Origin of the sequence: Aeromonas veronii (assembly GCA_041319085.1) — a bacterium.
Taxonomy (GTDB): domain Bacteria; phylum Pseudomonadota; class Gammaproteobacteria; order Enterobacterales; family Aeromonadaceae; genus Aeromonas; species Aeromonas veronii_F.
The window spans coordinates 3,803,448-3,829,816 of record CP101033.1; the positions used below are offsets into that span (position 1 = coordinate 3,803,448).

24 protein-coding genes, 5 tRNA genes and 2 pseudogenes are annotated in these 26,369 nt (G+C 58.7%); 7 read left to right on the plus strand and 24 right to left on the minus strand.

The genetic code is table 11. The features are described from left to right. The first annotated feature begins 4 nt into the window (after positions 1-4). Positions 5-1,261 carry a UDP-N-acetylglucosamine 1-carboxyvinyltransferase gene (gene murA, locus NMD14_18120; GenBank protein ID XEI32607.1) on the plus strand — a complete coding sequence of 419 codons (1,257 nt, stop codon included), beginning with the start codon at positions 5-7 and terminating at the stop codon, positions 1,259-1,261. An 87-nt stretch (positions 1,262-1,348) separates the two neighbouring features. On the opposite strand, the gene pmbA is transcribed toward murA, so the two are convergent. From pmbA to NMD14_18165, 9 genes are all read right to left on the minus strand, one after another. Continuing rightward, on the minus strand, positions 1,349-2,692 hold the full coding sequence (pmbA, locus tag NMD14_18125) for a metalloprotease PmbA (GenBank protein ID XEI34793.1): 1,344 nt from the start codon (positions 2,690-2,692) through the stop codon (positions 1,349-1,351). Positions 2,693-2,977: 285 nt separating this feature from the next. Further along, positions 2,978-3,304: a hypothetical protein gene (locus NMD14_18130; GenBank protein ID XEI32608.1), complete on the minus strand. Its 327-nt coding sequence runs from the start codon at positions 3,302-3,304 to the stop codon at positions 2,978-2,980. 95 nt (positions 3,305-3,399) lie between these two features. Further along, positions 3,400-4,251, minus strand: a complete 852-nt coding sequence (locus tag NMD14_18135; protein ID XEI32609.1) for a hypothetical protein — start codon at positions 4,249-4,251, stop codon at positions 3,400-3,402. Continuing rightward, positions 4,166-4,738, minus strand: a complete 573-nt coding sequence (locus tag NMD14_18140) for a hypothetical protein (GenBank protein XEI32610.1) — start codon at positions 4,736-4,738, stop codon at positions 4,166-4,168. Before NMD14_18140 ends, NMD14_18135 begins: the two co-directional genes overlap by 86 nt. A gap of 34 nt (positions 4,739-4,772) precedes the next feature. Next, a complete protein-coding gene (locus NMD14_18145) occupies positions 4,773-5,294 on the minus strand; it encodes a curlin (GenBank protein ID XEI32611.1) in 522 nt (173 codons plus the stop codon). A gap of 186 nt (positions 5,295-5,480) precedes the next feature. Then, positions 5,481-6,320 carry a curli production assembly/transport protein CsgG gene (locus tag NMD14_18150; protein XEI32612.1) on the minus strand — a complete coding sequence of 280 codons (840 nt, stop codon included), beginning with the start codon at positions 6,318-6,320 and terminating at the stop codon, positions 5,481-5,483. A 7-nt stretch (positions 6,321-6,327) separates the two neighbouring features. Then, entirely contained in the window at positions 6,328-6,726 is a 399-nt protein-coding gene (locus NMD14_18155; GenBank protein XEI32613.1) for a curli assembly protein CsgF, read from the minus strand. 11 nt (positions 6,727-6,737) lie between these two features. Then, positions 6,738-7,181: a curli production assembly/transport protein CsgE gene (locus NMD14_18160; protein XEI32614.1), complete on the minus strand. Its 444-nt coding sequence runs from the start codon at positions 7,179-7,181 to the stop codon at positions 6,738-6,740. Then, positions 7,181-7,828 carry a LuxR C-terminal-related transcriptional regulator gene (locus NMD14_18165; protein XEI32615.1) on the minus strand — a complete coding sequence of 216 codons (648 nt, stop codon included), beginning with the start codon at positions 7,826-7,828 and terminating at the stop codon, positions 7,181-7,183. Before NMD14_18165 ends, NMD14_18160 begins: the two co-directional genes overlap by 1 nt. A 329-nt stretch (positions 7,829-8,157) precedes the next feature. On the opposite strand from NMD14_18165, the pseudogene NMD14_18170 reads away from it, so the two are divergent. After that, positions 8,158-8,428 (plus strand): annotated as a pseudogene (locus NMD14_18170) (IS1595 family transposase). A gap of 42 nt (positions 8,429-8,470) precedes the next feature. On the opposite strand, the gene NMD14_18175 reads toward NMD14_18170, so the two are convergent. From NMD14_18175 to NMD14_18225, 11 genes are all read right to left on the minus strand, one after another. Continuing rightward, a tRNA-Arg gene (locus NMD14_18175) sits at positions 8,471-8,547 on the minus strand. Positions 8,548-8,576: 29 nt separating this feature from the next. Beyond that, positions 8,577-8,653: transfer RNA gene (locus NMD14_18180), tRNA-Arg, on the minus strand. Between the two features lie 28 nt (positions 8,654-8,681). Then, positions 8,682-8,758, minus strand: a tRNA-Arg gene (locus NMD14_18185). A 5-nt stretch (positions 8,759-8,763) separates the two neighbouring features. Then, positions 8,764-8,856 (minus strand) — tRNA-Ser (locus NMD14_18190). Between the two features lie 214 nt (positions 8,857-9,070). Beyond that, positions 9,071-9,259 (minus strand): carbon storage regulator CsrA, encoded by a 189-nt coding sequence (csrA, locus tag NMD14_18195; GenBank protein ID XEI32616.1) that lies wholly within the window; start codon positions 9,257-9,259, stop codon positions 9,071-9,073. Positions 9,260-9,362: 103 nt separating this feature from the next. Continuing rightward, positions 9,363-10,601 (minus strand): aspartate kinase, encoded by a 1,239-nt coding sequence (locus tag NMD14_18200; GenBank protein ID XEI32617.1) that lies wholly within the window; start codon positions 10,599-10,601, stop codon positions 9,363-9,365. A 16-nt stretch (positions 10,602-10,617) separates the two neighbouring features. Continuing rightward, the gene (gene alaS / locus NMD14_18205) at positions 10,618-13,242 is read right to left on the minus strand and encodes an alanine--tRNA ligase (GenBank protein ID XEI32618.1); all 2,625 of its coding nucleotides are present in this window, start codon (positions 13,240-13,242) and stop codon (positions 10,618-10,620) included. 144 nt (positions 13,243-13,386) lie between these two features. Further along, positions 13,387-13,890 (minus strand): recombination regulator RecX, encoded by a 504-nt coding sequence (locus NMD14_18210; GenBank protein ID XEI34794.1) that lies wholly within the window; start codon positions 13,888-13,890, stop codon positions 13,387-13,389. 38 nt (positions 13,891-13,928) lie between these two features. Beyond that, on the minus strand, positions 13,929-14,990 hold the full coding sequence (gene recA, locus NMD14_18215) for a recombinase RecA (protein ID XEI32619.1): 1,062 nt from the start codon (positions 14,988-14,990) through the stop codon (positions 13,929-13,931). Positions 14,991-15,070: 80 nt separating this feature from the next. Further along, complete coding sequence (gene pncC, locus NMD14_18220) at positions 15,071-15,562, minus strand: nicotinamide-nucleotide amidase (GenBank protein ID XEI32620.1); 492 nt, start codon at positions 15,560-15,562, stop codon at positions 15,071-15,073. A 523-nt stretch (positions 15,563-16,085) separates the two neighbouring features. After that, positions 16,086-16,171, minus strand: a tRNA-Leu gene (locus NMD14_18225). Positions 16,172-16,314: 143 nt separating this feature from the next. Here NMD14_18225 and NMD14_18230 point away from each other — a divergent pair. Further along, the gene (locus NMD14_18230; GenBank protein XEI32621.1) at positions 16,315-16,848 is read left to right on the plus strand and encodes an RDD family protein; all 534 of its coding nucleotides are present in this window, start codon (positions 16,315-16,317) and stop codon (positions 16,846-16,848) included. Positions 16,849-16,914: 66 nt separating this feature from the next. Here the strand turns inward: NMD14_18230 and lptG are convergent, their stop codons facing one another. Both lptG and lptF read right to left on the minus strand, forming a co-directional pair. Beyond that, complete coding sequence (gene lptG, locus NMD14_18235) at positions 16,915-17,985, minus strand: LPS export ABC transporter permease LptG (protein XEI32622.1); 1,071 nt, start codon at positions 17,983-17,985, stop codon at positions 16,915-16,917. A gap of 135 nt (positions 17,986-18,120) precedes the next feature. Further along, positions 18,121-19,233: an LPS export ABC transporter permease LptF gene (lptF, locus tag NMD14_18240; GenBank protein ID XEI32623.1), complete on the minus strand. Its 1,113-nt coding sequence runs from the start codon at positions 19,231-19,233 to the stop codon at positions 18,121-18,123. A 172-nt stretch (positions 19,234-19,405) separates the two neighbouring features. Here lptF and pepA point away from each other — a divergent pair, with 172 nt between their 5' ends. The 4 genes from pepA to NMD14_18260 all read left to right on the plus strand — a co-directional run bounded on the left by pepA (position 19,406) and on the right by NMD14_18260 (position 25,182). Beyond that, a complete protein-coding gene (gene pepA, locus NMD14_18245) occupies positions 19,406-20,914 on the plus strand; it encodes a leucyl aminopeptidase (protein XEI32624.1) in 1,509 nt (502 codons plus the stop codon). Positions 20,915-21,088: 174 nt separating this feature from the next. Beyond that, positions 21,089-21,544, plus strand: a complete 456-nt coding sequence (locus tag NMD14_18250) for a DNA polymerase III subunit chi (protein XEI32625.1) — start codon at positions 21,089-21,091, stop codon at positions 21,542-21,544. Between the two features lie 64 nt (positions 21,545-21,608). Continuing rightward, on the plus strand, positions 21,609-24,473 hold the full coding sequence (locus NMD14_18255; protein XEI32626.1) for a valine--tRNA ligase: 2,865 nt from the start codon (positions 21,609-21,611) through the stop codon (positions 24,471-24,473). 121 nt (positions 24,474-24,594) lie between these two features. Beyond that, positions 24,595-25,182: a superinfection exclusion B family protein gene (locus tag NMD14_18260; protein XEI32627.1), complete on the plus strand. Its 588-nt coding sequence runs from the start codon at positions 24,595-24,597 to the stop codon at positions 25,180-25,182. A 91-nt stretch (positions 25,183-25,273) separates the two neighbouring features. Here the strand turns inward: NMD14_18260 and NMD14_18265 are convergent, their stop codons facing one another. Then, a complete protein-coding gene (locus tag NMD14_18265) occupies positions 25,274-25,708 on the minus strand; it encodes a GyrI-like domain-containing protein (GenBank protein ID XEI34795.1) in 435 nt (144 codons plus the stop codon). A gap of 177 nt (positions 25,709-25,885) precedes the next feature. After that, a pseudogene (locus NMD14_18270) lies at positions 25,886-26,065 on the minus strand (GNAT family N-acetyltransferase). Between the last annotated feature and the right edge of the window lie 304 nt (positions 26,066-26,369).

The following is a 26,369-nucleotide window of genomic DNA, read 5'->3' on the forward strand; positions in this document are numbered from 1 at the left end:
AAAAATGGACAAATTCAAAATCGATGGTCGTTGTACTCTCAACGGCGAAGTGACCATCTCCGGCGCCAAAAACGCTGCCCTGCCGATCCTGTTCGCGACCCTGCTCTGTGATGAAGAGGTACACCTCTCCAACGTGCCGCGCCTGAAAGATGTGGGCACCACCATCAAGCTGCTGGAGATGCTGGGCGCGACCACCAAGGTCAACGGCAACGTCACCGTGCTGACCGGTGCGGTGAACAACCACGTCGCCCCCTACGAGCTGGTGAAGACCATGCGCGCCTCCATTCTGGCGCTGGGCCCGCTGGCCGCCCGTTTCGGTGCTGCCGACGTCTCCCTGCCAGGCGGTTGCGCCATCGGTGCCCGTCCGGTCAACCTGCACGTCCATGGCCTGGAGCTGATGGGTGCCAAGATCGCCATCGAAGATGGTTACATCAAGGCCCGTGTCGATGGCCGTCTGAAAGGCGCCCACATCCTGATGGACATGGTCTCTGTCACCGGCACCGAAAATCTGATGATGGCCGCCACCCTGGCGGATGGCCGTACCGTGATCGAAAACGCCGCGCGCGAGCCGGAAGTGGTCGATCTGGCCAACTTCCTCAATACCCTGGGTGCCCAAATTCAGGGCGCGGGCACCGACACCCTGACCATCGATGGTGTCGAGCGTCTGCACGGCGGCAACTACAGCGTCCAACCTGACCGCATCGAAACCGGTACCTTCCTGGTGGGTGCAGCGGTCACCGGCGGCAAGATCACCTGCCGCAAGACAGATCCTTCCCTGCTGGAGGCGGTACTGGTCAAGCTGGAAGAGGCTGGCGCCCTGATTGAGAAGGGTGACGACTGGATCACCCTCGACATGACTGGCCGCACCCTCAAGCCGGTCACCATCAAGACCGCCCCCTATCCGGCCTTCCCGACCGACATGCAGGCCCAGTTCACCGTGCTGAACGCCGTCGCCAAAGGTACCGGCATGGTCACCGAGACCATCTTCGAGAACCGCTTCATGCACGTTCCCGAGCTGGTTCGGATGGGCGCAGACATCGAACTGCAGGGCAATGTTGCTATCTGCCGCGACACCGAGCAACTCAAGGGTGCCCAGGTGATGGCGACCGATCTGCGCGCCTCCGCCAGTCTGGTGCTGGCCGGCTTCGTTGCAGAAGGCTCTACCATCGTCGACCGTATCTATCACATCGACCGTGGCTACGAAGACATCGAGCAGAAGCTGCAGGGTCTGGGTGGCCGCATCGAGCGCATCAAGGGCTGATAACCTCTTGATCGCTGGCCAATAAAAAGGCCCCCTCGCGTTGGCGAGGGGGCCTTTTTCATAACTGCAGTTCCCTTGAGAGGGGGATCAGTGACCCGCCAGCTTCATATTTTCCACCAGCACCGAGCCGGTCTTGAGGCTGGAGCGCTCATCCTCGTCACGGCCCACCGCCACGATATGGCTGAACATCTCGGCCAGATTGCCGGCGATGGTGATCTCCTCGACCGGATAGGCTATTTCGCCATTCTCGACCCAGAAACCGGCAGCGCCGCGGGAGTAGTCGCCATTGACGATATTGACCCCCTGCCCCATCAGCTCGGTCACCAGCAGACCGGTGCCCATCTCTTTCAGCATGCCCTGAAAATCCTGGCCGGTATTGGAAACCTGCCAGTTGTGGATGCCACCGGCGTGACCCGTAGTAGTCAGCCCCAGCTTGCGCGCAGAGTAGGAGGTAAGCAGCCAGCTCATCAGCTCGCCGTTGCGCACTATATCCATGTCGCGAGTCCGCACCCCTTCACCATCGAACGGGGTACTGGCGAGCCCGCCCAGCAGGTGGGGGAACTCCTGAATGGTGAGCCACTCGGGCAGGATCTGCTTGCCCAATTTGTCGAGCAGGAAGCTCGACTTGCGATAGAGGTTGCCGCCGCTGATGGCCATCACCAGATGGCCCCACAGGCCGGAAGCGGTGTCAGGGTGGAACAGCACCGGCGCATGGCGGGTAGAGATCTTGCGGGCGCCGAGGCGCGAGACGGTACGCTCCACCGCCTCATCGGCGATGCGCTGCGGGCTCCAGAGCCCGTCGAGGGTACGGCTGGAGGAGTAGCCGTAATCCCGCTGCATATCGCCATCCTGCTCGCCGATCAGCACACAGCTCAGGGAGTTGCGCGAGGCCGCGTAGCCTTTGACGAAGCCGTGGCTGTTGCCATAGACCTTGATGCCGAGATGGCTGGAGAAACCGGCACCGTCGGAGTGCTTGATGCGGGCATCGCGGCCCAGCGCCAAGCGTTCACACTCGATGGCCAGCTCGATCCCGCGCTGGGGATCCAGCTCGATTTGGTGGCACAGTTGCAGGTCGGGAGCATCCCAGGCCAGCAGCTCGGCGTCCGCCAGACCGGCACAGGCATCCGGCGAGGTATGTCGGGCAATCTCGATGGCCGCTTCGACGGCGGCGCGAATGGCGGGTTTGCTCAGATCGGTGGTCGAGGAGGATCCCTTGCAACCATCGCGATAGACGGCGATGCCGAGGGCACCATCCTTATTGAATTCAATGCTTTCCAGTTCACAACCCCGGGTGTTCACCGACAACCCGGTCTGCTTGCTGATGGATACTTCGGCAAGCCCGGCGCCCAGTCCTTTGGCTATCTCCAGGGCTTCGGCAACCACGGCCTCGAGATGGGCTTGATCCTGGCGGATTTGGTCTTGCTGCTCCACTGCCATTTAAATGAAACCCTATAAATCAATTATTTAAATTACTGCGCAACGTGTTTTTCATACCATGAGGCAGACCGAATAGCATCGCCATTCTACAACACAGCGATCAGCTTGTCGCCACTCTAGCCAGCAGCCTGCGTCCACCTTCTGGACCTACTACAGGCTAAATGTGGAGACCGGGGGCGGAAATGAGCGTTAAATACCCGTTATTCTGATGAACGTAAAACGGCTTTATACGTAAAGGGAACAGCGCCATGAAGAGACAATCATGAGCTTAAATGCGCATCATCCTGAACACGCCATCTGCTCTTTTTTCTCCACCAACAGCCGCTCGTTTTGCCATATCTGGGCGGTGACCTCGACCCGATAGGGGCAACGCAAACCCAACGCTATGTTGCCTGCGACCCTGACCTCCCCTGCCCGCAGCGACAGATTACGACTCTGGCGCTGAGTCGAGCTCCCGGCCGCTCCTTCGCTGCGCACCAGCAATCTGACACTCACCGTCACGTCGTGCTCGCTGAGCAGAGTTGGCGCAAGTGACAGCCCCTGCTCGTTCTGCACCATATTGAGAGACAAGCGGATCGACGAGTCGAGTTCCATTTTGGTTTCCATTGCGCTTGCTGGTGAGGCAACGGGATGAACCAGCATCAGCCCACAGAGCAGCACCAATAAAAGAGGGGCCCGCAGGCCCCTAACTAAGTTCACGGTTACTGACCCTGAGTGACCAGGATCTGGTTGCCTGTTCCGTTCGAGTAGGCATACGCGTAGTTACCGCTGTCGTTCTGGGTCACAGTGACGGTGTTGTTGCTGCCAACGCCATATGCATACGCTTCATTGTTGAGCCCAGTCTGGGTCACGGTCACCTCGTTACCTTGGCCATAGGCGGCCGCATCGCCCCTGTGGCCTTTACCGGACTGGCTGACCGTGGCGATATTGTCGCCACCTGATGCAGATGCCGATCCCACATTGTCATCGCCGGTCTGGCTGACCGTGGCGGTGTTACCGTCTCCACCAGAGGTAACGCCAATTGCATCGTTGCCATCGCCTTCCTGGGTCAGGGTCACCGAGGAGTTGCTACCATACTGACGAGCATAGGCATCGTTGTCATCGCCGGTCTGGGCCACCTCGGTGGTGTTGCCGCTCCCGTCTTGATAAGTGTCTGCGTAGTTGCGGTTACCGTCTTGGGTCACCGTTGCTGCCTCCCCGGTTCCTGCCTGATAACCAACAGCCTGGTTACCCTGATTGTCGGCCGAACCTCGCTGGGTCAGGGTATACTGCCCGTCCTCACCCACCTGCGTGACCTGCGCTACGTTATTTTGGTCGAACTGATCGACGTTAGCCGTATTGCGTGCGCCGCGCTGCACCACGCTGGCACTGGTGCCCTCGGCGGCGACATAACCATAGTTTTCGGTATTCTGATAGACGGTGGCTTTTTGGTCTGCCCCCTCCTGGGTGACCGTGGCCGACGCGCCATCAGACGCGTTCTGATTGACCGTGGCGATATGCCCCCCCTTGCTGGGTGACGGTCGCCTCGGCAAAGTCTGACCAATAGTTGTCAATGGTGGCCTCGTTATGATTTGAAAACTGGTTAATCACCGAGCTGGCTTTATCGGCATTGTTCTGGTCGATGGTTGCCGTGTTGTCGTTGGCATCGCTGCCGACGGCCCCTTGGTTAATCGTGGCGGTAGCGCTGCCATTGTTGATCTGCTGGGTGACGCTTGCACTGTTCCGCTTTCCGTTGGTGTTAATGGTAGCGGTGGAGAGATTGGTATCTCCCGATTGCAGCACTACGCCGCTGTTGCGATTGCCGACCTGAATGGTATTGGCTTTCGAGCTGCCGGTGTTTTCCTGGGTAGTCAACGCATAGTTGTTATTACCATCTTGATAGATATCCGCCCGGTTATCCACACTCGACTCTACCTGCTTAACGGTAGCCTCGTTGGAATTACCATACTGAGTGACAAAAGCGTCGTTACCAGTCGAAGCCGCCCAAGCGGTGCTGGTCGCCAGAAGAACTGCCGAGGCAATAATGGTACGTTTAAACATGATTTCCCTCTCGTGCTAATGGTTGAGCCTAGGCTCAGTTGGTTTGAACGACATTCACTTGCTGATTGGCCCCCATCTGGATGACAGTTGCCGCCAACCCGTTACCGTTTTGCTCGATGCTGGCCTGATTGCCATCACCCAGCTGGATCGCCCGGGCCTGATTGTCTGCCCCTTGCTGACTGATCCAGGCTTCATTGCCGCTGCCTTGCTGCAGTAGCCAAATCCGGTTATTGATGCCCGCCTGATAGAGCTCGGCGCTATTGCCCTCGCCCAGTTGCGCGCCATTGACCCAGTTATCTTCCCCTACTTGGGAGAGCGCCAACTCATTGGCCCAACCCTGTTGCAGCAGGCGCGCCTGATTCAGCTCCCCTTGCTGGGTGAGGCGCAGCTGCTGCTCGCTACCGAGTTGCCACAACAGCGCCTGATCCCCGCCGCTCTGCACACCGGAGTCCAGCTCGCTGGCCATCGCCAGCTCATCGAAGGCGGCAGGCTCTGCGGCGAGCTGCGGGGCGCCCGATATCAGCAGGAAAAAGAGAGCACTCAACCGATGTTTCATCGCGCCATCGCCTTGTTGGAGAACGCTCACAGTATCCCTGTCTGACAAGGGGCTGCCTATCAGGCACTCCGCTGATTCGAGGATGAGAAGCACCACCCGGGCGCTGAGCAGAAAGTCTTAAGTCGTATTCGATAGAGGCCAAAAAAATGCCCTCCATCAGGGAGGGCATTGCGAGAGCGGGAAAACTCAAAGCAGCGGGGCGTTGTCTTGCAGGTACTCTTGCAGGATCGGATTGTCGATATCCCGCTGGTCGGCCAATTGCCACAGATTGTCCCGCACGCCATTGGCAATCAGCCGGATCACCCCGGACTCGATAGCCGACATGACACACATCTGTACCGGTTCATTGGTGCTGAAACCGGCCTCGGCCTCCAACAGGCGCTTGTACTCAACGAAACGGAATACCCCGGCCTGCACCTGTTGCGACAGCACTGTCTTGGAGGTGGTCACACTGTTCAGGATCCGACCGGAACGAATATCGACGGCACGCAGATTGACCGTCACCTGATCGACCCGGTACTCCCCGCTGGCACCGATGCCAAAATACTTGGCACCCGCCCCGCCGGTTCGCACATTGCTGTCATAGGCGACGATCCCCCCCTCGATCAGGATGTTGGCGGCAACCAGCGAGGGCAGTTGATTGGCATTGTTGCCGGGAACATTGGGCTTGTTCTGGGCCGCCCGCACAATCTTGCGCTCGGTCAGCAGGTTCTGCAGCCCCTCCCGCTCCAGCGGTACAAACCATTGGGAATCCCACAAGGCCGTGCTCAGCATGGCCACCCCGCCCTGAGTGACCGCCGTGGAGAAGTTGGATGCCGGTGCGGGCAGGTATTGACCGGTCTGATCGCGAAAGTCATAGACAGCCGCGACAATTTTCCCTTTTGGCTTGGGCAGACTGATCAGCTCCTTGTAAGAGACGGATCGCGGCATCAGTGTCGCCTTTTCATCGGCAACGGGAGAACCGATATGAGTGGCACAGCCGGTTAGGGCAAACAGAATTGCCCCCAAGAGCAGGTTTCGTTTCATATCATCCTCAATCGGCAATCAGGCCATTCACTTCGATCATGGTGGTCTGGTTGGTCACCCGGTCGGTGATCGAGACCACCAGAGTGCCATCTTCATCTACCACATTGATGGCAAAATCGTCGGTCACCAGACTGCCGCTCTGGCTGCCATCCTTGCCGATATCAGCCAGCAGCTGGCTGATCAGGCGGGATTGCAGGTTGGAGGTCAGGCGATCCAGTGCCGAGGTGCCGCTGCTGCTGCCACTGGCGGGATCCTTGTAATCATTCTGCGCATTGGCGGTGCCAAGCAGATGACTGCTGTTGAGAGGGTTACCCCCAAAGCTGGGGTTGACGGGGCGATAGACAAGTTCCGACGCATGGAGCGCTGGCGCTATCAGGACTGCAACTAGCCATAACCGGGCACGCATGAAAAATATCCTTATAGTTCATCATGTTCCAAATCGAAGGTATCCATGAACAGGGTCGCGATCTTCTGCTGTTCGAGGGTCTGCCTGACCTGTGACCAGGCCAGTTTGGCGCTCTGCTCCTGCTGATTGCGGCCGGGAGAGAGCGCGGTTTTAAAAATCACCTTCCGGTTATGGGTGATCCAGATCAGGCTGCCCCATCGGGCAGTCGGGCGCTCATGGATCGTCAGATTTTCTCTGGCATCCGGGTCTTCATCACTACGTAACCGGGTAAATTCGTTATAAAAGCCCTGACCGAAGCGGGTAAAGGTGCGATCCAGTACCAGACCATCCACATCCAGCCGATCACTCTCCTGCTCCGGCTGTACCGACTCCAGCGGCACATCGGCCTCGGCAGCAACAACGGTCGAGCTGCTCCAGACCAGCGCGAAACAGCACGCCAGAACAAGCGCTTTCATCAGTGGGAATCCGATACATCGAGATACTCTTTGGCCCAGCTCACCGCCTGGATCCGGTTCTTCACGTTCAGCTTTTTAAAGACGTTATAGAGGTGGGATTTGACAGTGTGTTCGCTGACAAACAGGCTGTCGGCGATCTCGACATTGGAAGCGCCCGTCATCAGATAGCGGATGATCTCCTGCTCTCTGGCAGTCAGCAGAGTGTCGTTACGCAGCAGGTAACTGTTGCCCTGGCGATAGTATTCAACCAGCTCGCACAGCAGGTGGCGCGGCATCCAGTACTCGCCCAGCAGGATTTTCTGCAACCCGGCGACCAGCCGGTCGAGCGGATCCTGGCGGAAAAACAGACCACAGATCTGCGGCCACATCAGCAGCAGTTCGCGGTCTGTTGTAGTGGGCGCGTTGAGCAACACGGTCGGCGCCATACCAAAACGCTCCGAGATCGCCCAGTTCCAACCCAATGACTGACCGGAGCGAATATAGTCGAGATCGATGAGGAACAGCGTACCGTCACACTGGTTCTCCAGCTGGTTAATCTCGTGGATTAGCTGGACGGGACGGCTCAAATGAGAGATGAGGTATGCAGCAAATGTGTTGGCCTGCACATTATTTTCAGTGACCAGAGCGATCGGGCATGCGGCTTTCATTGTGTCCTCTTCCTTGAACCTGTAAACCACCTAATCTGGCCAACTGAGTCTACCAAGGAGGTATGGGAGCACAATATTAAAAAAGTATGAGAAAGGATCTCAACGAGAACGTAATCGTATGTTTTTATTAAAGTTAAAAAACAACATCCATTCGCCAATCAGTTAGCATAACAGGAATATATGGCAGATATGTGATACCAGACACGCCGGAAACACCTGCAACCCGACCATCGTCACGGCAGGAGCCAGTTGTTACCTTTGGCACATCAAGCCAGTTAAGGATGCTGCCAATCGTTACAACCATGACCGTCACATCTGTCTGTGTGGATGTGCATGACAGTTTTGACAACGTGCAGCGAGTGATCCATCAAGTGGTGCGCAATCGCCAAGGTGAACGGGCCATGGGGCGACCACATTCAACATCTAAATGGATATCACCATAGGTTGAAAGCGTGGATGATGCGCCTCCATGGCGTGGCGATTGACTACTTGAGGGATCATCTGGGTAGGCGCAGGATGCTGGCGCGTTACGGGAAGAGTGTGAATCTCAAAACGTGTTTGCATGAGGCGCTTGGCATCCATGCAATACGTCGTTTATAACAAAAAAAAAAACAGCCCCGACCGAAGTCGGGGCTGTCTGTATGGTGCGCCCGAGAGGATTCGAACCTCTGACCACCTGGTTCGTAGCCAGGTACTCTATCCAGCTGAGCTACGGGCGCTCAAAAACTTTTATGTACTACTTGAAAAATGGTGCGCCCGAGAGGATTCGAACCTCTGACCACCTGGTTCGTAGCCAGGTACTCTATCCAGCTGAGCTACGGGCGCTCACAAACTTTTTTGTACTTCTTGAAAATGGTGCGCCCGAGAGGATTCGAACCTCTGACCACCTGGTTCGTAGCCAGGTACTCTATCCAGCTGAGCTACGGGCGCAAAAATGGCGGAGAAGGGGGGATTCGAACCCCCGATGCGGGTATAAGCCGCATACTCCCTTAGCAGGGGAGCGCCTTCAGCCTCTCGGCCACCTCTCCGTTTGCGGGGCTGATAATACGTCACAGGGATTTTTAGTCAAACACTTTTTTGGATAAAAAAGCGTGTTCGCTCAGTATTTGAGCCAAAGCGTGGAATATTCAAACAATATCGACACTTATCCCGCGCTTTTGCACCTTGCTACACGCTTTTCCTGGCTGTAAAAAACAAAAGGCGACACATAAGGTGTCGCCTTGTCACAGCCAGTAATGCCGCTTAGAAGCCGGATTGGCCCGGCACTTTCTCAGCCTGGATGCGCTGGTAGATCTCTTCGCGGTGCACGGAGACCTCTTTCGGTGCGTTCACACCGATACGAACCTGGTTGCCTTTAACGCCCAGTACGGTGACAGTCACTTCATCACCAATCATCAGGGTTTCCCCAACACGACGAGTCAAAATAAGCATTCGCTTGCTCCTGTATCCTGTTTTGTTTTTATATCGATATGCGACATTATCTTACAAAGATACCGATATGGTAAATGGTTGAAACTAAATCAATCAGCGATTGTTAGCCCAAGGGCTGCTCCTGCGGTGCCTGATCCAACCCGAAAGCCGCGTGCAGGGCGCGCACTGCCAGCTCCAGATACTTCTCGTCAATCACCACCGAGATTTTGATTTCAGAGGTCGAGATCAACTGCATGTTGATCCCCTCCTCGCCCAATACCTTGAACATGGTGCGCGCAACACCGGGATGGTTCCACATGCCGACACCGACAATGGAAACCTTGGCGATCTCGCCATTTCCCTGCACGCAGGAGGCGCCCAATGCAGTGGCGGTCTCCTCCAGCAGTGCCCGGGCGCGGCGGTAGTCGTCACGATTCACCGTGAAGGTGAAGTCGGCGGTGCCATCTCCCAGGGTGTTCTGCACAATCATGTCGACATCGATGTTGGCGTCGCTGATCGGATTCAGGATCTGCGCGGCAACGGTTGGTCTGTCCGGCACGCCCAGAATGGTCAGGCTGGCCTCGTTGCGGTTAAAAGCGATCCCGGATACCAAGGGAGCTTCCATCCTATCACCTCCATATGTGATTAAGGTTCCCTCTCCATCGATAAAGCTCGACAGCACCCGCAGCGGGACGCGGTATTTGCCCGCAAACTCCACCGAGCGGATCTGCAGCACCTTGGCGCCGAGACTGGCCATCTCCAGCATCTCCTCGAAGGTGATGGTGTCGAGACGACGCGCCTTGGGCTCGATGCGCGGATCCGTAGTGTATACCCCATCCACATCGGTAAAGATCTGGCACTCATCGGCCTTGATGGCCGCCGCCACGGCAACCGCCGTGGTGTCCGAGCCACCACGGCCCAGGGTCGTGATGGCGTTATGCTCGTCACGGCCCTGGAAACCGGCGATCACCACCACCTTGCCCGCCCCCAGTTCAGCCTGAACCAGTTCGGTGTCGATGTGGGTGATACGCGCCTTGCCATAGGCAGAATCGGTATGAATCCGTACCTGATCACCGGTCATTGAGACCGCCGGGCAACCGCGTTTGTTCAACGCAATCGCCAGTAACGCTATGGTGACCTGCTCACCGGTGGAGACCAGTACATCCATCTCGCGCCGGTTGGCATCAGGATCCAGCCGCTGGGCCATGCCCAGCAACCGGTTGGTTTCGCCCGACATGGCGGAGACAACCACCACCACGTCGTGTCCCTGGGCGCGGGTCTGCTCGACCCGCTCAGCTACCGCCTCGATCCGCTCCAGTGTGCCGACCGAGGTGCCGCCGTACTTCTGTACATAGAGTGCCACAGATCACCTCGCCCGCTTACAGGCGCTCTTCCAGCCAGGAGTGAACAGATTGCAGCGCCGCAGGCACAGCGTCCGGCTGGGTACCACCCGCCTGAGCCATGTCCGGACGACCACCGCCCTTGCCACCCACCTGCAGGGCAACCAGATTGACCAGCTCTCCAGCCTTGACCTTGCCGGTCAAATCGCTGGTAACACCGGCGATCAGATTGACCTTGTCATCGGCACAGGTTGCCAGCAGCACGACACCGGATTTCATCTGATTCTTCAGCTCGTCCAGCATGCCGCGCAGGGATTTCGGATCAGCTCCTTCCAGCGCTGCAACCAGCACCTTCTGACCGTTGATCTCCACCACCTGGCTCAGCAGGTCGTTACCGGCCTGAGCGGCCAATTTAGCCTTGAGCTGCTCCAGCTCGCGCTCCATCATCTTGGACTTGTCCAGGATCTGGCGCACTTTGCTGCCGATGGAGAACTGATCGCCTTTCACCAGCGCGGCAGCCTCTTCAAACTGTTCGGCCAGCTGGTGTATGAAGTCGATGGCGCCCTTGCCGGTCACCGCTTCGATACGACGCACACCGGCGGCGATACCGCTCTCGGCAATGATCTTGAAGAAGCCGATGTCACCGGTGCGCTTGGCGTGAGTACCGCCGCACAGCTCGGTGGAGTAGTCGCCCATGCGCACAACGCGCACGTCGTCTTCATATTTTTCACCAAACAGCGCCATGGCGCCGGCAGACTTGGCGGCTTCCAGGTCCATCAGCTGGGTGATGATTTCGTGGTTGGCGCGGATCTGGGCGTTGACCAGCTCCTCGACCCGGCGAATGGTCGCCATGGTCATCCCCTCGAAGTGGGAGAAGTCAAAGCGCATGCGCTCGGCCCCCACCAGAGAGCCTTTCTGGGTCACGTGCTCACCCAGCGCCTGACGCAGGGCAGCGTGCAGCAGGTGAGTCACGGAGTGGTTCAGGGCGATGGCTTGGCGACGCTCGCCATCGACCACGGCTTCGACCTCGGCCCCTTTCTCCAGGGTACCCAGCTCCATGTAGCCCTTGTGGATGATCGCCTTGCCCGCTTTAACGGTATCGGTCACGGCAAAGATGCCATCGTCCACTTTCAGGGTTCCGCTATCGCCCACCTGACCACCGGACTCGGCGTAGAAGGGGGTCTGCTCCAGCACGATGACCGCTTCGTCACCGGCGATCAGGCCACTCATCTCTTCGGTGCCCTTGTAGATGCCGACCACGCGGGTACGCTCGCTCAGGCTCTTGTAACCGGTAAACGGGGTCTCGAAGTCGAGCTTGAGCATCTCGTTGTAGTTCACGCCGAAGCTGGAAGCCTCTTTGGCACGAGCACGCTGCTTCTCCATCTCGACGGTGAAGCCCTCTTCATCGATGCTGATGTCACGCTCGCGCACCACGTCCGCAGTCAGATCGGCCGGAAAGCCGTAGGTGTCATACAGCTTGAACACCACCTCGCCCGGCACGACTTTGGCGTCGCCCAGGTTGGCCAGCACATCTTCCAGCAGCAGCAGACCGCGATCCAGGGTGCGGACGAACTGCTCCTCTTCGATACGCAGCACACGCTCGACCAGCGGCAGCTGGGCGATCAGCTCGGCAGCGACATCCTTCATCTGCACTGCCAGCTCGGCGGCCAGTTTGTAGAAGAAGACATCGGTCGCGCCCAGCTTGCGACCGTGACGCACGGCGCGACGGATGATGCGGCGCAGCACATAGCCACGACCTTCGTTGGACGGCATCACGCCATCTGCCACCAGGAAGGCGCAGGAGCGGATGTGGTCAGCGATGACGCGCAGGGACTGGTTGCTCAGATCGGTGGTACCGACGATCTCGGCCGCTTTCTTGATCAGCGCCTGGAAGATGTCGATTTCGTAGTTGGAGTGCACGCCCTGCATGATGGCGGAGATACGCTCCAGACCCATGCCAGTATCCACGGACGGACGGGGCAGCGGTTCCATGGTGCCATCAGCCTGACGGTTGAACTGCATGAACACCACGTTCCAGATCTCGATGAAACGGTCGCCATCTTCTTCCGGTGAGCCGGGACGGCCACCCCAGATGTGATCGCCGTGGTCATAAAAGATCTCGGTGCAGGGACCGCACGGGCCGGTATCACCCATCGCCCAGAAGTTGTCGGAGGCGTATGGGGCGCCCTTGTTATCACCGATGCGAACGATGCGATCGGCCGGGACACCGACCTCTTTTTCCCAGATATCGAATGCTTCATCGTCAGTCGCGTAGACGGTCACCAGCAGGCGATCTTTCGGCAGCTGCAGCACTTCGGTCAGGAAACCCCAAGCAAACTTGATGGCGTCATGCTTGAAGTAGTCGCCAAAACTGAAGTTGCCCAGCATTTCGAAGAAGGTGTGGTGACGGGCGGTATAGCCGACGTTTTCCAGATCATTGTGTTTACCACCGGCACGAACACAACGCTGGGACGTGGTGGCGCGGTTGTAGGCACGCTTCTCGGCGCCAAGAAACACATCCTTGAACTGGTTCATACCCGCGTTGGTAAACAACAGGGTCGGGTCGTTATGCGGTACCAGCGAGCTGGAGGAGACAACCTGGTGTCCCTGGGAACGGAAATACTCGAGAAACGCAGCGCGAATCTCTGACGTGGACATATACATGGAAAATCCTGCTTGATTCGAATACGGACTTTTAACCGCATTAATGTAAGTTTTCTGCAGGGTAAAGTAAAACGGACAGGTCCGCCACGGGCGAAAAAGCGCGCATTAATGGGTACGAAGAGAAAAGGGAGGGTTACCGCCCCGCTACTCTGCGGCCACCTCTTGTAGGGCTGAGATCGCATAACGCGCCTGATCCTGGGTAAAGCCACGACCCAACAGATACTTGAGCCACTTCATCCGCAGCTTGAAATCCGCCAGATCGGCCACCCGGGCACGCCGTTCGAGCAGGGCAAACGCCAGTTCAAACCAGTCCAGCTCCGGCTGATCGAAGGCGGCATCGATCTGCATATCGTCGAGTCCCTTGTGGCGCAGATCGAAGCGGATTTTGATGGGGCCATGGCCCTTGGCTGCACCGGCCCGCACCGCCATGCCACCGTAACGTTCGTCGTTGACCCAGTTGTAACCGCGGCAGTAGTCGACCACCGCCTCGATCACCTCTTCATTGAAACCCTGCTGGCGCAGCCGGTTGGCCAGCTCAGACTCGGCGCTCTCGCGGCGGGCCAGACTGCGCATGGCAAAGGCGCGGGCAGCGGCAAACAGCTCTGCAAAGGAGGGTTCAACGGGTTCAGGGAGAGATTCATCGACCATAAATGACAAGGCCGGGTATCAACCCGGCCTCCTTTACCTTATTCGAACTCTTGTTCGCTTTCGTCTTCAAACTCTTCGGCAGCAGCAGCCACCGGCTTTTCTGCCGGCACGGCGCCGGAGAGCAGCAGCTCGCGCAGGCGCGCTTCCACTTCGCCAGCCATCACCTTGTTCTCGGCGAACAGCTTCATGACGTTGGCCTTGCCCTGACCGATCTTCTCGCCGTTGTAGCTGTACCAGGCACCGGCCTTGTCGATCAGCTTGTGCTTGACGCCCAGGTCAACCAGCTCACCCTCTTTGGAGATACCGGCACCGTAGAAAATCTGGAATTCAGCCTGTTTGAAGGGCGGGGCCACCTTGTTCTTGACCACTTTGACGCGGGTCTCGTTACCGACCACTTCGTCACCTTCCTTGATGGCGCCGATACGACGGATATCGAGACGCACGGAGGCGTAGAACTTGAGCGCGTTACCACCTGTGGTGGTCTCCGGGCTACCGAACATGACGCCAATCTTCATCCGGATCTGGTTGATGAAGATGCACAGGCAGTTGGCGTTCTTGATGTTGGCGGTCAGCTTGCGCAGCGCCTGGGACATCAGACGGGCCTGAAGGCCCACGTGGGAATCACCCATTTCGCCTTCGATTTCCGCTTTCGGGGTCAGGGCCGCCACGGAGTCGACGATGATGACGTCAACGGCGTTGGAGCGAACCAGCATGTCGCAAATTTCCAGCGCCTGTTCACCGGTATCCGGCTGGGAAATCAGCAGGTCGTCAACGTTGACGCCCAGCTTGGCAGCATAGATAGGGTCGAGTGCGTGTTCCGCATCGACGAAGGCACAGGTTTTGCCTTTCTTCTGGGCTTCCGCGATCACCTGCAGGGTGAGGGTGGTTTTACCGGAAGATTCCGGGCCGTAGATCTCGACGATACGGCCACACGGCAGACCGCCGATGCCCAGCGCCACGTCCAGCGAGAGGGAACCGGTAGAGATGGCTTCGATATCCATGGTCTTGCTGTCGCCCAGACGCATGATGGAACCTTTGCCGAACTGCTTTTCAATCTGACCCAGCGCAGCCGCCAGTGCCTTCTGTTTGTTCTGATCCATGCCAATCTCCGCTGGAAATCGTGAGTAAGAAGTGAAGTTGGGCTAAGTATACTGTCTATTCATACAGTATCAAGCCCAATTTATCTGAGCAGGACCAACAGACCCGACAAGGCCTGTCTCACCGCCTGCTGGCGCACCTGTCGGCGATCCCCGTCGAAGCGGGCGAGCAGGGAGTGATGACGGCCATTGTGGTCAGCCCAGGCGAACCAGACGGTGCCTACCGGCTTGCCCTCGGTAGCGCCGCCGGGGCCGGCGATGCCGCTGATGGCCACACTGATGGCGGCCGACGAGTGGGCCAGCGCGCCGCGGGCCATCTCCAGCACCACAGCTTCGCTCACTGCGCCGTGCTGCTCCAGGCTCTCGCTGCTCACCCCCAGCATCTGCTGCTTGGCCTCGTTGGTGTAGGTGACAAACCCGCGATCGAACCAGCCGGAGCTGCCCGCAATGTCGGTGATGGCGCTGGCCACCCCGCCACCAGTACAGGATTCGGCGGTCGCCGCCCGCCAGCCCCGCTGACCGAGGGCCCGTCCCAGCTCGATGGCAAGGTGCTCTATCTCTGCATCCAGTTTCATCACGACGCCTTCTGAATCCGCTCAAGAGGCACATTATGCGATCCCGCTACCGCCGCCCGCAACCTCAGCAGACCGCCACGGCCAGCGCGCTTGCCTGCTGCAATGAGGTGTCGCACCGGTGCCATACTTCAATACTGCAGAGCCGCCGCGCCCGGCACACCACCGCCCCGGGACAGTGGGACGACATAACCCGATCGAATCCCAATCGGCGCAACAGGGATCCGCCACTCGGGGGCTCCATATCCAATGATGGGGGCCTAGGTTGCGGCAGTGGGGGCTTCTCGGCACCTAGCTGAAAGCCTTGCGGGACAACGGTTGGACACTCGGCGGGCCTGTAACGGCGCGGGCTGGTGGCCTGAGGGGGTACTTTTTACCCCCATCTGGACTGATACCCCCAGATGTACCCCCGGCAATGGGGGTATGTCATGAGGCTATGTGATACGACAGGAAATAACAAAAAACCCGCAGAGCCTTAAGCTATGCGGGTTTCAGGTCTGCCGTGATACGGCATGAAACTGTAATATGGTGCCCGGGGTCGGACTCGAACCGACACGGTTATTCACCGGCGGATTTTGAATCCGCTGCGTCTACCGATTTCGCCACCCGGGCAACTGCGAGGGATTATACGAATGGCGCGAGGCCATGCAAGGTGTTTTTCGATTGAACACGCCCGTTTGCTCATTTATTCAACGCCTTGCCGATGCGGGGCCAGTTACATAGAATGCCGCCATCATCTTAATGGAATAAAAACGATGGCCAAGCCTAAAAAAGTCCAACAAAAATCCCCCTCTCCCGCCACTCAGCCATACCCGTCAGCGGGGCTGCTGCGTCGCCTCGGCGCCCTGATCTATGATGCACTGGTCGTAACCTCGCTGCTGATCATCGCTGGCTTTATCGGCATGGGTGTCGCCAAGCTGCTGCTGGTCACCGGCATGGCCAGCGCGCCGGCGGGCGAAGATGCCGTCTGGTTGCTGACAAGCCACCCCCTGAGCCTGATCTATACCCTGTGGCTCGCCTTTGTGATCTGCGGTTTCTACACCTGGTTCTGGACCCGCGCTGGCCAGACCGTCGGCATGCGCGCCTGGCGGCTGCGCATTCAGAACCAAGATGGCAGCCATATCAGCATTACCCAGGCGCTGATCCGTCTCGCCACCGCCGCCTTTGGTCTGGGCAACCTGATGTGCCTGTTCAACCGCCAGCATCCCCGGGCGTTCCAAGATATCTGGGCCGAGTGCGAAGTGATTGTGCTGAGCAAACAGGAAAATCTGGCACTGCTGAACAAGTAATACCGGATCAATGCAATAACGAAAGAGGGCACCAACAGGTGCCCTCTTTGCATTACCACGTGTAAATTACTGCTTGCGACTGAGGATGTAGAAGGAGATGCCGCCAAACAGCAGACTGGGCGCGACAGCCGCCAGGATCGGCGGTACCGCATAGACCAGACTGATGGGGCCAAACACCCGATCACTCACATAGACGGCGAAACCGGTCATGATCCCCATCAGCATCCGCGCCCCCATGCTCACCGAGCGCAGCGGGCCGAAGATGAAGGAGGAGGCCAGCAGGATCATCGCCACCACCGAGAGCGGTGACAGCAGTTTGCGCCACATCTCCAGCTTGTAGCGGCCGGCATCCTGCTTGTTGGCATCGAGATAGCCGATGTAGTCGAGCAGACCGGAGACCGAGAGGTTCTCTGGGTCGATACTCACCACCCCCAGCTGCTTGGGCGTCAACTCTGAGCTCCACTCCATCTTGTCGTGCTGTTCGCTGCGGATCTGCGCCGGGTCGTCGAAGCGGGTAACCTGGGTCTGCTTGAGCAGCCAGTGGTGGCGCTCAAACACCCCCTCCTGCGCCTGCACCACGTCGATCAGCTTGCGCTCGGGGGTGAAGCGATAGAGGGTGATGCCGGTGAGGGCGCCGTCGTTACGCACCCCGTTGATATTGACGAAGTTGTTGCCATCGCGAGCCCACACCCCGTAGGCGGAAACCGTCAGACGACCTTCAGACAGCGCGCCCGCCTTGATGTCATCTGCCATCCGCTTGGCGATGGGGGCCACATACTCCCCCATCAGCCCCACCATGATCATCAGCGGGATCGCCGTCTTGAGCGCCGCCATCACGATACTGATCTTGGAGCGGCCCGCCGCCTGCATCACCACCAACTCTGAGCTGGTCGCCAGCTGACCCAGACCAATCAGGCCACCCAGCAGCGCGGCCAGCGGGAAGAACAGCACCGCCTCCTTGGGCATGGAGAGCAGCACATAGTAGAGGGCGTTGATCATGTCATAGTTGCCGTCACCGACTGACTTGAGCTGCTCCACATACTTGATGAGCCCGGCAAGGCCAACCAGCGTGATTTCACACAGCAGGATCGACATGAAAATGATCCGACCGATATACCTATCGATAATGCCAAACATCAGCAGATGTTCCTCTGTTGCAGCTTCATGCTGATTTGCTCCTGAGGCGCGATACACCGGGTCGACATCAAAATGACCCGATTGTCATATCTATCGAGAATGCCAAACATCAGCAGAAGTTCCTATGTTGCAGCATCACGCTGATTTTCTGTTGAAATAACGGCCCTTCACCCCGTTCCACCAGCTGGTGCCCTGCAGATTGAGGGGCAGGCCGATAAACAGCAGGTAACCGAGTGGCACCAGGAACATCCCCGGCCAGTAGGGCAGCCGACCGCTGTCGATAGACGAACGGGCAGCGCTGAGCAGCAGGAAGTAGGAGAGATAGAGCATGATGGCAGGCAACAGCTTGGCGTAGCGCCCCTGACGGGGGTTGACCCGCGCCAGCGGTACCACCAGCAGGGTGAGCACCGGAATGGATAGGGGTAGCGAGATACGCCACTGCAATTCCGCCATCATGGCGTTGTCCTGGGTACCGAACAGCTCCATGGTCGGCTTGGCCGCCGCCTTGCGATTGGAACGCTCCATCTCCTGCTGGCGGATCACCAGACCATATTCGCGAAAATCGGAGATCTGGAACTGTTTGCCGGAGAAGTTCCCCTCGTAGCGGGAGCCATCCATCAGAGTCAGCCACTGCAGGCCGTTCTCATCGACCGTCACCACCCCTTCGGTCGCCACTACCACCGAGGGAGGGGTGCTCCCCTCCGCCCGCTGCAGCACGAAGATCTTTTGCAGTTTTGAGCCGTTGTCGTTCAAATCCTGGATATAGGCAACCAGACGCCCCTTATCGAGATCCATAAAGCGGCCCGCCTGCAGGAAGGAGATCCCCGGATCGGCCTTGAACTCGTCGATCACCTGATACTCGCGCTCCTTGGCCTGTGGGGCGATCCAGCCGGTGTTGAACGCCGCGACCACAGCCGTCAGCAAAGCCAGCAACATGGCGCTGCGCATCACGAAACGGTGGCTGAAGCCGACCGCATGCATCACTGTCATCTCGCTTTCGGCGTAGAGGCGACCATGGGCAAACAAAATGGCTAAAAAGAGACTGATAGGCAGCATCAACAACGCCATATTGGGCAAGTTGAGCAGCAGCAGGGTGGAGACCAGACGTGTCGGCACCTCGCCATCGGCGGCATCACCGATGATCTTGATAAATTGTTGGCTGACAAAGATAAGCAGCAATACGAATAACACTGCCAGCTGGGTTTTCAGGGTTTCCCTGAACAAATATCGGAAAACGATCACAGTCATTCCCAAGTAAACTTGTGTTTTTAGTCGAATGCCTGAAAAATAGGGCCGTATATTGGATTTTTACCAGTTTAAACTGCGGAGTCTGTGGCTGTTCGCTCCGCCTCTGATACCCCAACAAGCACCGCATTATTCAACAAAAGGTGCCTTTTGTCTTTAGGATGTAGGAGATTCCATGGAGTTCAGTGTAAAGAGTGGCAGTCCAGAGAAGCAACGGAGCGCCTGCGTCGTAGTTGGCGTATTTGAGCCTCGTCGCCTCTCTCCGGTTGCCGAACAACTGGACAAGATCAGCGATGGCTATATCAGTTCGCTGCTGCGCCGTGGCGACCTGGAAGGGAAACCAGGCCAGATGCTGCTGCTGCATCAAGTACCGGGCGTGCTCAGCGAGCGCGTACTGCTGGTCGGCTGCGGCAAGGAGCGGGAACTCGACGAACGCCAGTACAAGCAGATCATCAACAAGACCATCACCACCCTGAACGAAACCGGCTCCATGGAAGCGGTCTGCTTCCTCACCGAGCTGCACGTCAAGGGTCGGGATACCTATTGGAAGGTGCGCCAGGCGGTAGAAACCACCAAGGCGGGCCTCTACAGCTTCGATCAGTTCAAGACCAACAAGGCCGAGCCTCGTCGCCCACTGCGCAAGCTGGTGTTCAACGTGCCGACGCGTCGGGAACTGACCATTGGTGAAAAAGCCATCGCGCACGGTCTGGCCGTGGCCAAGGGTGTGCGGGTCTGCCGCGACGTGGCGAACATGCCGCCCAACGTCTGCAACCCGGCCTATCTGGCTTCCCAGGCCCGTCGTCTGGCCGATGCCTTCGACAACATCACCACCAAGGTGGTGGGCGAGCAGGAGATGGCCGAACTCGGCATGAACTCCTATCTGGCAGTTGCTCGTGGTTCCGATAACGAAGCCATGATGGCCATTATCGAATACAAGGGTCATCCGGATGCCAAGCCCATCGTGCTGGTCGGCAAGGGTCTGACCTTTGACTCCGGCGGCATCTCCATCAAGCCTGCTGACGGCATGGACGAGATGAAGTACGACATGGGTGGCGCCGCCTCCGTGCTCGGTACCATGCATGCGCTGGCCCAGCTGCAGCTGCCGATCAACGTCATCGGTGTGCTGGCTGGCTGCGAGAACATGCCGGGTGGCAACGCCTATCGCCCGGGTGACATCCTCACCTCCATGTCCGGCCAGACCATCGAAGTGCTCAACACCGATGCGGAAGGTCGTCTGGTACTGTGTGATGCGCTGACCTATGTGGACCGCTTCGATCCGGAAACCGTGATCGATGTGGCGACCCTGACCGGTGCCTGCGTCATCGCGCTGGGCCACCACACCTCGGGGCTGCTGGCCAACCACAACCCGCTGGCCCACGAGCTGCTCAACGCCTCCGAGCAGGCGGGTGATCGCGCCTGGCGTCTGCCGCTGTTTGACGAGTATCAGGAGCAGATCGACAGCCCGTTCGCCGACATGGCCAACATCGGCGGTCGTCCGGCCGGGACCATCACCGCGGCCGCCTTCCTGTCACGCTTCACCAAGAAGTACAACTGGGCCCACCTGGATATCGCCGGGACCGCCTGGAAGAGTGGCAAGGACAAAGGCTCCACCGGTCGCCCGGTGCCGTTGCTGACCCAGTTCCTGCTGAACCGGGCTGGCGTGGATATCGAAGAGAAAGAGTAACTTTTTCATCCCTTCTGATGCTTGCATCAAAAGGGATGGCGTTACCCTGAACCACAAGGAAGAGGCCCGCCTCTTCCTTGTTTCATTCTTGAATCAGTGAGCTGCGAACGGGGAACGCCCCGTCAGCCTCATGAGGCGGTCAACAATCCGTCACCGCAAAACGGGATCAACCTGATGAGCCAAGTGACCTTTTACCTGATGAGCGAACAGGATGACGCGCAGGCCTCTGCGGTCGAGCGACTGGCCTGTACCCTGGCGGCCGAGTCTTGGGGCGCGGGCCATATCTACCTGTTGTGCAACGATGAGGCTCAGGCCCTGCGCCTCGACGAACTGCTGTGGCAGCTGCCGCCGGAGCGCTTCGTGCCGCACCAGTTGCAAGGCGAAAGCGGCATGGCCCCGGTGGAGATCGGCTTTCAGCCGCCGAAACGGCGCTACGCCCGCCTCATCAATCTGGCCACTGCGACACCTTTGTTTGCAGGACACTTCGCTCAAGTGGTAGATTTTGTCCCCACTGATGAAACACAAAAGCAGCAAGCCCGCGAGCGCTACAAGCACTATCGCCAGGCAGGCCATACCCTCGAAATGAGGGATCAGCCCGTCCTTGCCGCACCGGATCCGACGCAGCCCTGACTGCAACCAATTGATCCATAAAGAATCAACACCAGACTCCATCCATCCAGATTACGGCGAGACCATGGAAAAGACTTTTAATCACAACGCCATCGAACAGGCGCTCTATCAGCACTGGGAAGCCCAGGGTTACTTCAAGCCCCACGGCGACACCAGCAAAGACTCCTTCTGCATCATGATCCCGCCGCCGAACGTCACCGGCAGCCTGCACATGGGTCACGCCTTCCAGCAAACCCTGATGGATACCCTGATCCGCTACAACCGCATGCAGGGCAAAAACACCCTGTGGCAGGCAGGTACCGACCATGCCGGTATCGCCACCCAGATGGTGGTTGAGCGCAAGATCGCCGCAGAAGAGGGCAAAACTCGCCACGATTACGGCCGTGATGCCTTCATCGACAAGATTTGGCAGTGGAAGGAAGAGTCCGGTGGCACCATCACCCGCCAGATGCGCCGTCTGGGCGACTCCGTGGATTGGGAGCGCGAGCGCTTCACCATGGATGAGGGTCTCTCCGCCGCCGTGCAGGAAGTGTTCGTTCGTCTCTACGAAGATGGCCTGATGTACCGCGGCAAGCGTCTGGTGAACTGGGATCCGAAACTCAACACCGCCATCTCCGATCTGGAAGTGGAAAACCGCGAGATCAAGGGCCACATGTGGCACCTGCGCTATCCGCTGGCCAACGGCGCCAAGACCGCCGAAGGCAAGGATTACCTGATCGTCGCCACCACCCGTCCGGAGACCATGCTGGGCGATACCGCCGTGGCCGTGAACCCGGAAGACCCGCGCTACAAGGCGCTGATCGGCCAGCACATCCTGCTGCCGCTGGTGAACCGTCTGATCCCCATCGTCGCCGACGAACACGCCGACATGGAGAAGGGTACCGGTTGCGTGAAGATCACTCCGGCTCACGACTTCAACGATAACGAAGTGGGCAAGCGCCACAGCCTGCCGATGATCAATATCTTCACTCTGGACGCCCATGTGCGTGCCGAGGCCGAAGTGGTCGACACCAACGGCAACCCGAGCACCGCCTACGACGCCGCCCTACCGGCCGAGTTCGCCGGTCTGGAGCGCTTCGCCGCCCGCAAGGCGATTCTGGCCAAGCTCGAAGAACTGGGTCTGCTGGACGAGATCAAGGATCACGTACTGCAACAGCCGTACGGCGATCGCGGTGGCGTGCCCATCGAGCCGATGCTGACCGACCAGTGGTACGTGCGCGTGGCACCGATGGCCAAGACCGCCATCGAAGCGGTGGAAGATGGCCGCATCCAGTTCGTGCCGAAACAGTACGAAAACATGTACTTCTCCTGGATGCGCGACATTCAGGACTGGTGCGTCTCCCGTCAGCTGTGGTGGGGTCACCGCATCCCGGCATGGTATGACGACGCCGGCAATGTCTACGTGGGCCGTGACGAGGCGGAAGTGCGTGCCAAGCACAGCATCCCGTCCGTGACCACCCTGCGTCAGGACGAAGACGTACTCGACACCTGGTTCAGCTCCGCCCTGTGGACCTTCTCCACTCTGGGCTGGCCGAACAACACCGAGGCACTCAAGACCTTCCACCCGACCGACGTGCTGATGAGCGGCTTCGACATCATCTTCTTCTGGATTGCCCGGATGATCATGATGACCATGCACTTCATCAAGGACGAAAACGGCCAGCCGCAAGTCCCGTTCAAGACCGTCTACATCACCGGTCTGATCCGTGACGAAGAGGGCCAGAAGATGTCCAAGTCCAAGGGCAACGTGCTGGATCCGCTCGATATGATCGACGGCATCTCCTTGGAAGACCTGCTGGAGAAGCGCACCGGCAACATGATGCAGCCGCAGATGGCCGAGAAGATCGGCAAGCGTACCGCCAAACAGTTCCCGGAAGGGATCGAGGCACACGGTACCGACGCCCTGCGCTTCACGCTGGCGGCGCTGGCCTCTACCGGTCGTGACATCAACTGGGACATGAAGCGCCTGGACGGCTACAACAACTTCTGCAACAAGCTGTGGAACGCCTCCCGCTATGTGCTGATGAACACCGAAGATCAGGATTGCGGTTTCTCTTCGCAAGGTAATGGTGGCGAAATGCAGTTCAGTCTGGCGGATCGCTGGATCCAGTCCCAGCTGCAAGTGGCCATCCGTGACTTCCGCACTGCGCTCGATACCTACCGCTTCGACATCGCGGCTGGCGTGCTGTACGAATTTATCTGGAACCAGTTCTGTGACTGGTATCTGGAGCTGACCAAGCCGGTACTGGGCAAGGGTTCCGAGGCCGAGCAGCGCGCTGCCCGCCATACCCTGGTGACCGTGCTGGAAAGCCTGCTGCGTCTGGCACACCCGATCATCCCGTTCATCACCGAGACCATCTGGAAATCGGTCGCGCCGCTGGCTGGCGTACACGCCGACACCATCATGATTCAGGCCTTCCCGGAATTCGACGCCGCCAAGGTGGACGAAGCCGCGATGGCGGATCAGGAGTGGGTGAAGGAGTTCATCGTCAGCATCCGCAACATCCGCGCCGAGATGAACGTGGCGCCGAGCGTGCCCCTCAACGTGCTGCTCCAGTGCGATGCCAAGGATGCCCAGCGCGCCGCTGACAACGAGGCCTTCCTCAAGTCGCTGGCCCGTCTGGAATCCATCCGCGTACTGGCGGACGGTGAAACCGCCCCGCTGTCAGTGAAGAAGCTGATCGGTGCCACCGAGCTGATGATCCCGATGGCTGGTCTCATCGACAAGGATGCCGAGCTGGCCCGTCTGGCCAAAGAGGTTGCCCGTCTGGTGGGCGAGTGCGGCCGTATCGAAGGCAAGCTTGGCAACGAAGCCTTCGTCGCCAAGGCGCCGGAAGCGGTCATCGCCAAAGAGCGCGAGAAGCTGGAAGATTACCGTCTCCAGCTGACCAAGCTGGAAGCCCAGCAGGCCGAGATCGCCGCGCTGTAAGGCAGGCTGTCCGCAGTGTTCAGAAAGCCCCCGACTTCGGGGGCTTTGTTGTTTTTGTCATCTTGGCATATCCCTTGCTCTGAGTTGCTCACTATCCACAACAGTTTGGGAAGGATGAGCGATGAAACGGTGGATCCAACATTTCTATCAACTGAACCGCCTCAATTGGCTGATGGTCTGGTTGTTGCTCTGCTGCAGCATCATTTTGCTGTTTCCGGCCGGGCTGATGAAGGGGGCCGTGAGCCAATGGGCGGCGGATCATGCGGCCTGGCTGGGGGTCGGCATGCTGATCGCCATCTCCTACTTCTGCAGTCAGGGCTTCCTGATCGCCTGGGAGTGGGCGTGCGAAGAGTGGCAGGCGCGCCGTCAGCAGGACCAGCTGGCCCAGATGATCGGCTTCCTCGATTTCAACGAGAAGGCGGTGCTGCGCGAGTTCGTGCTGCAGCGTAAAAGCGTCATAAACTTGCCGATCACCGAGCCCGCCGTCAAAAACCTGATGGATGCCGGCGTCCTCACCTACGCCTACGGCAAGCCAGTGCGGGAGAAGGATGATGAGAACCAGATCCGCGCGCTGATGATCGCCCTGCCCGCCCGACCGCTGCTCACCTACAAGGTGCTGGGACTGTCGCGTGGCAAGATGAGCGACGAGCAGGTGGAGCAGATCATGAACGCCCGTCCCAAGTTCGCCCAGAAGGGATTCCAGCGCTAGACGCCACCCAACCGCCAGATGCACAAGAGCCGGACACTGTCCGGCTCTCTCATTTCTGCGCGATGTTCTGCTCAGCTTTCCCTTCTGCGTTCTACCCCTTGAGGCTGGAGCAGAAGCTCACATCCGCGATTTTGGTCACCGGATCGACGCTGTGATAGAGCTCGAAACAGGGTCGATCATCAAATTCGAAACCGGCCGCCACCACCTCACCGATATGCTGTTGCCAGAGCGCGGGATATTGGGCCGGGTCGGTCACGGTGAAACGTGACTGGCCATAACGGCCACCCGCCAGCGGCTGGATCTCCACATTGCCACTGCCCCTGGTGCTAGCCGGAACGGTGACGCAGATATCGGTGCGGCACTGCTGGGGGGCGGTGATCTCGGGGTTGTCGTGATAGATAAAGATCCACTCCCCTTCGGCCAGCCCCTGCTCGGCCGACCACTGGAAGAGCTGGTCACATACCGGCTCGTAGCCAGTGCCGTAAGGGCCGGTCACCCGGATATAGGCCAGAGTGCGCGGCGCCATCTGTTCGGTCTTCATCGCTTGCCTCCTTTCATGGGAACGGCTTTCAGCATAGCCAGCCTCGCGGGTGGGGGCGTGTCCATTCTTGCTCAGTTGCAATAGTGACGGCTGACGACGCAGCCCCCCGGCGTCATGGCAAACTGCTTGCGAAACGCCTTGGCAAAGGCCTGCGAGCTGGCAAACCAGCAGGTCGTCGACTTCAGCCACCCCCACCACGCTGTCGCTCTCCAGCCGCTGTTGCCACAACCCCAAGGTCGGATAAGGCAGTTGCAGAGTGCCCGCCTGGGCATTGGGCATGGCGTAGAGATCCCGCAAGGCGGGGGCATCGGCGTGTTCGGCATGACGGATAGTAATCCGCATATGAGGCTCCTTCTCGAAACAACCATCATGCATGATCGAAGGCTCGTTGGCTCCCTCCCGCAGTGGCTCAACAGGCAAGGCTCGGCGGAAGCGGCAGACCAGAGATCGCCATCAAGATGGCGCACAACAAAAACGGAGCCGAGGCTCCGTTTTATTCAATGCAGTATCAATCCCGGACGGAACGCGCTTCGCGCTCTTCCCGCTCCCTTGCCAACAAGCGTTTGTACCACCAGCTACTGCGACGACGTTGTGCATTGGAAGAGCGACGAGCCATTTCTTAGGTTCCAGCCAAGAGAAGAAAGGA

What these genes read in the sequence shown, in the direction of transcription:
- NMD14_18265 (XEI34795.1), bottom strand. Translation starts at nt 25,708, where the DNA reads ATGGCGCCGCGCACTCTGGCCTATATCCGGGTGACCGGCCCTTACGGC.
- NMD14_18150 (XEI32612.1), bottom strand. Translation starts at nt 6,320, where the DNA reads ATGAAACGAAACCTGCTCTTGGGGGCAATTCTGTTTGCCCTAACCGGC.
- NMD14_18140 (XEI32610.1), bottom strand. Translation starts at nt 4,738, where the DNA reads ATGTTTAAACGTACCATTATTGCCTCGGCAGTTCTTCTGGCGACCAGC.
- NMD14_18230 (XEI32621.1), top strand. Translation starts at nt 16,315, where the DNA reads ATGGCCAAGCCTAAAAAAGTCCAACAAAAATCCCCCTCTCCCGCCACT.
- recA (XEI32619.1), bottom strand. Translation starts at nt 14,990, where the DNA reads ATGGATCAGAACAAACAGAAGGCACTGGCGGCTGCGCTGGGTCAGATT.
- csrA (XEI32616.1), bottom strand. Translation starts at nt 9,259, where the DNA reads ATGCTTATTTTGACTCGTCGTGTTGGGGAAACCCTGATGATTGGTGAT.
- NMD14_18130 (XEI32608.1), bottom strand. Translation starts at nt 3,304, where the DNA reads ATGGAAACCAAAATGGAACTCGACTCGTCGATCCGCTTGTCTCTCAAT.
- alaS (XEI32618.1), bottom strand. Translation starts at nt 13,242, where the DNA reads ATGTATATGTCCACGTCAGAGATTCGCGCTGCGTTTCTCGAGTATTTC.
- murA (XEI32607.1), top strand. Translation starts at nt 5, where the DNA reads ATGGACAAATTCAAAATCGATGGTCGTTGTACTCTCAACGGCGAAGTG.
- NMD14_18255 (XEI32626.1), top strand. Translation starts at nt 21,609, where the DNA reads ATGGAAAAGACTTTTAATCACAACGCCATCGAACAGGCGCTCTATCAG.
- NMD14_18160 (XEI32614.1), bottom strand. Translation starts at nt 7,181, where the DNA reads ATGAAAGCGCTTGTTCTGGCGTGCTGTTTCGCGCTGGTCTGGAGCAGC.
- NMD14_18145 (XEI32611.1), bottom strand. Translation starts at nt 5,294, where the DNA reads ATGAAACATCGGTTGAGTGCTCTCTTTTTCCTGCTGATATCGGGCGCC.
- NMD14_18210 (XEI34794.1), bottom strand. Translation starts at nt 13,890, where the DNA reads ATGGTCGATGAATCTCTCCCTGAACCCGTTGAACCCTCCTTTGCAGAG.
- pncC (XEI32620.1), bottom strand. Translation starts at nt 15,562, where the DNA reads ATGAAACTGGATGCAGAGATAGAGCACCTTGCCATCGAGCTGGGACGG.
- lptG (XEI32622.1), bottom strand. Translation starts at nt 17,985, where the DNA reads ATGTTTGGCATTATCGATAGGTATATCGGTCGGATCATTTTCATGTCG.
- pepA (XEI32624.1), top strand. Translation starts at nt 19,406, where the DNA reads ATGGAGTTCAGTGTAAAGAGTGGCAGTCCAGAGAAGCAACGGAGCGCC.
- NMD14_18250 (XEI32625.1), top strand. Translation starts at nt 21,089, where the DNA reads ATGAGCCAAGTGACCTTTTACCTGATGAGCGAACAGGATGACGCGCAG.
- NMD14_18260 (XEI32627.1), top strand. Translation starts at nt 24,595, where the DNA reads ATGAAACGGTGGATCCAACATTTCTATCAACTGAACCGCCTCAATTGG.
- NMD14_18165 (XEI32615.1), bottom strand. Translation starts at nt 7,828, where the DNA reads ATGAAAGCCGCATGCCCGATCGCTCTGGTCACTGAAAATAATGTGCAG.
- lptF (XEI32623.1), bottom strand. Translation starts at nt 19,233, where the DNA reads ATGACTGTGATCGTTTTCCGATATTTGTTCAGGGAAACCCTGAAAACC.
- NMD14_18155 (XEI32613.1), bottom strand. Translation starts at nt 6,726, where the DNA reads ATGCGTGCCCGGTTATGGCTAGTTGCAGTCCTGATAGCGCCAGCGCTC.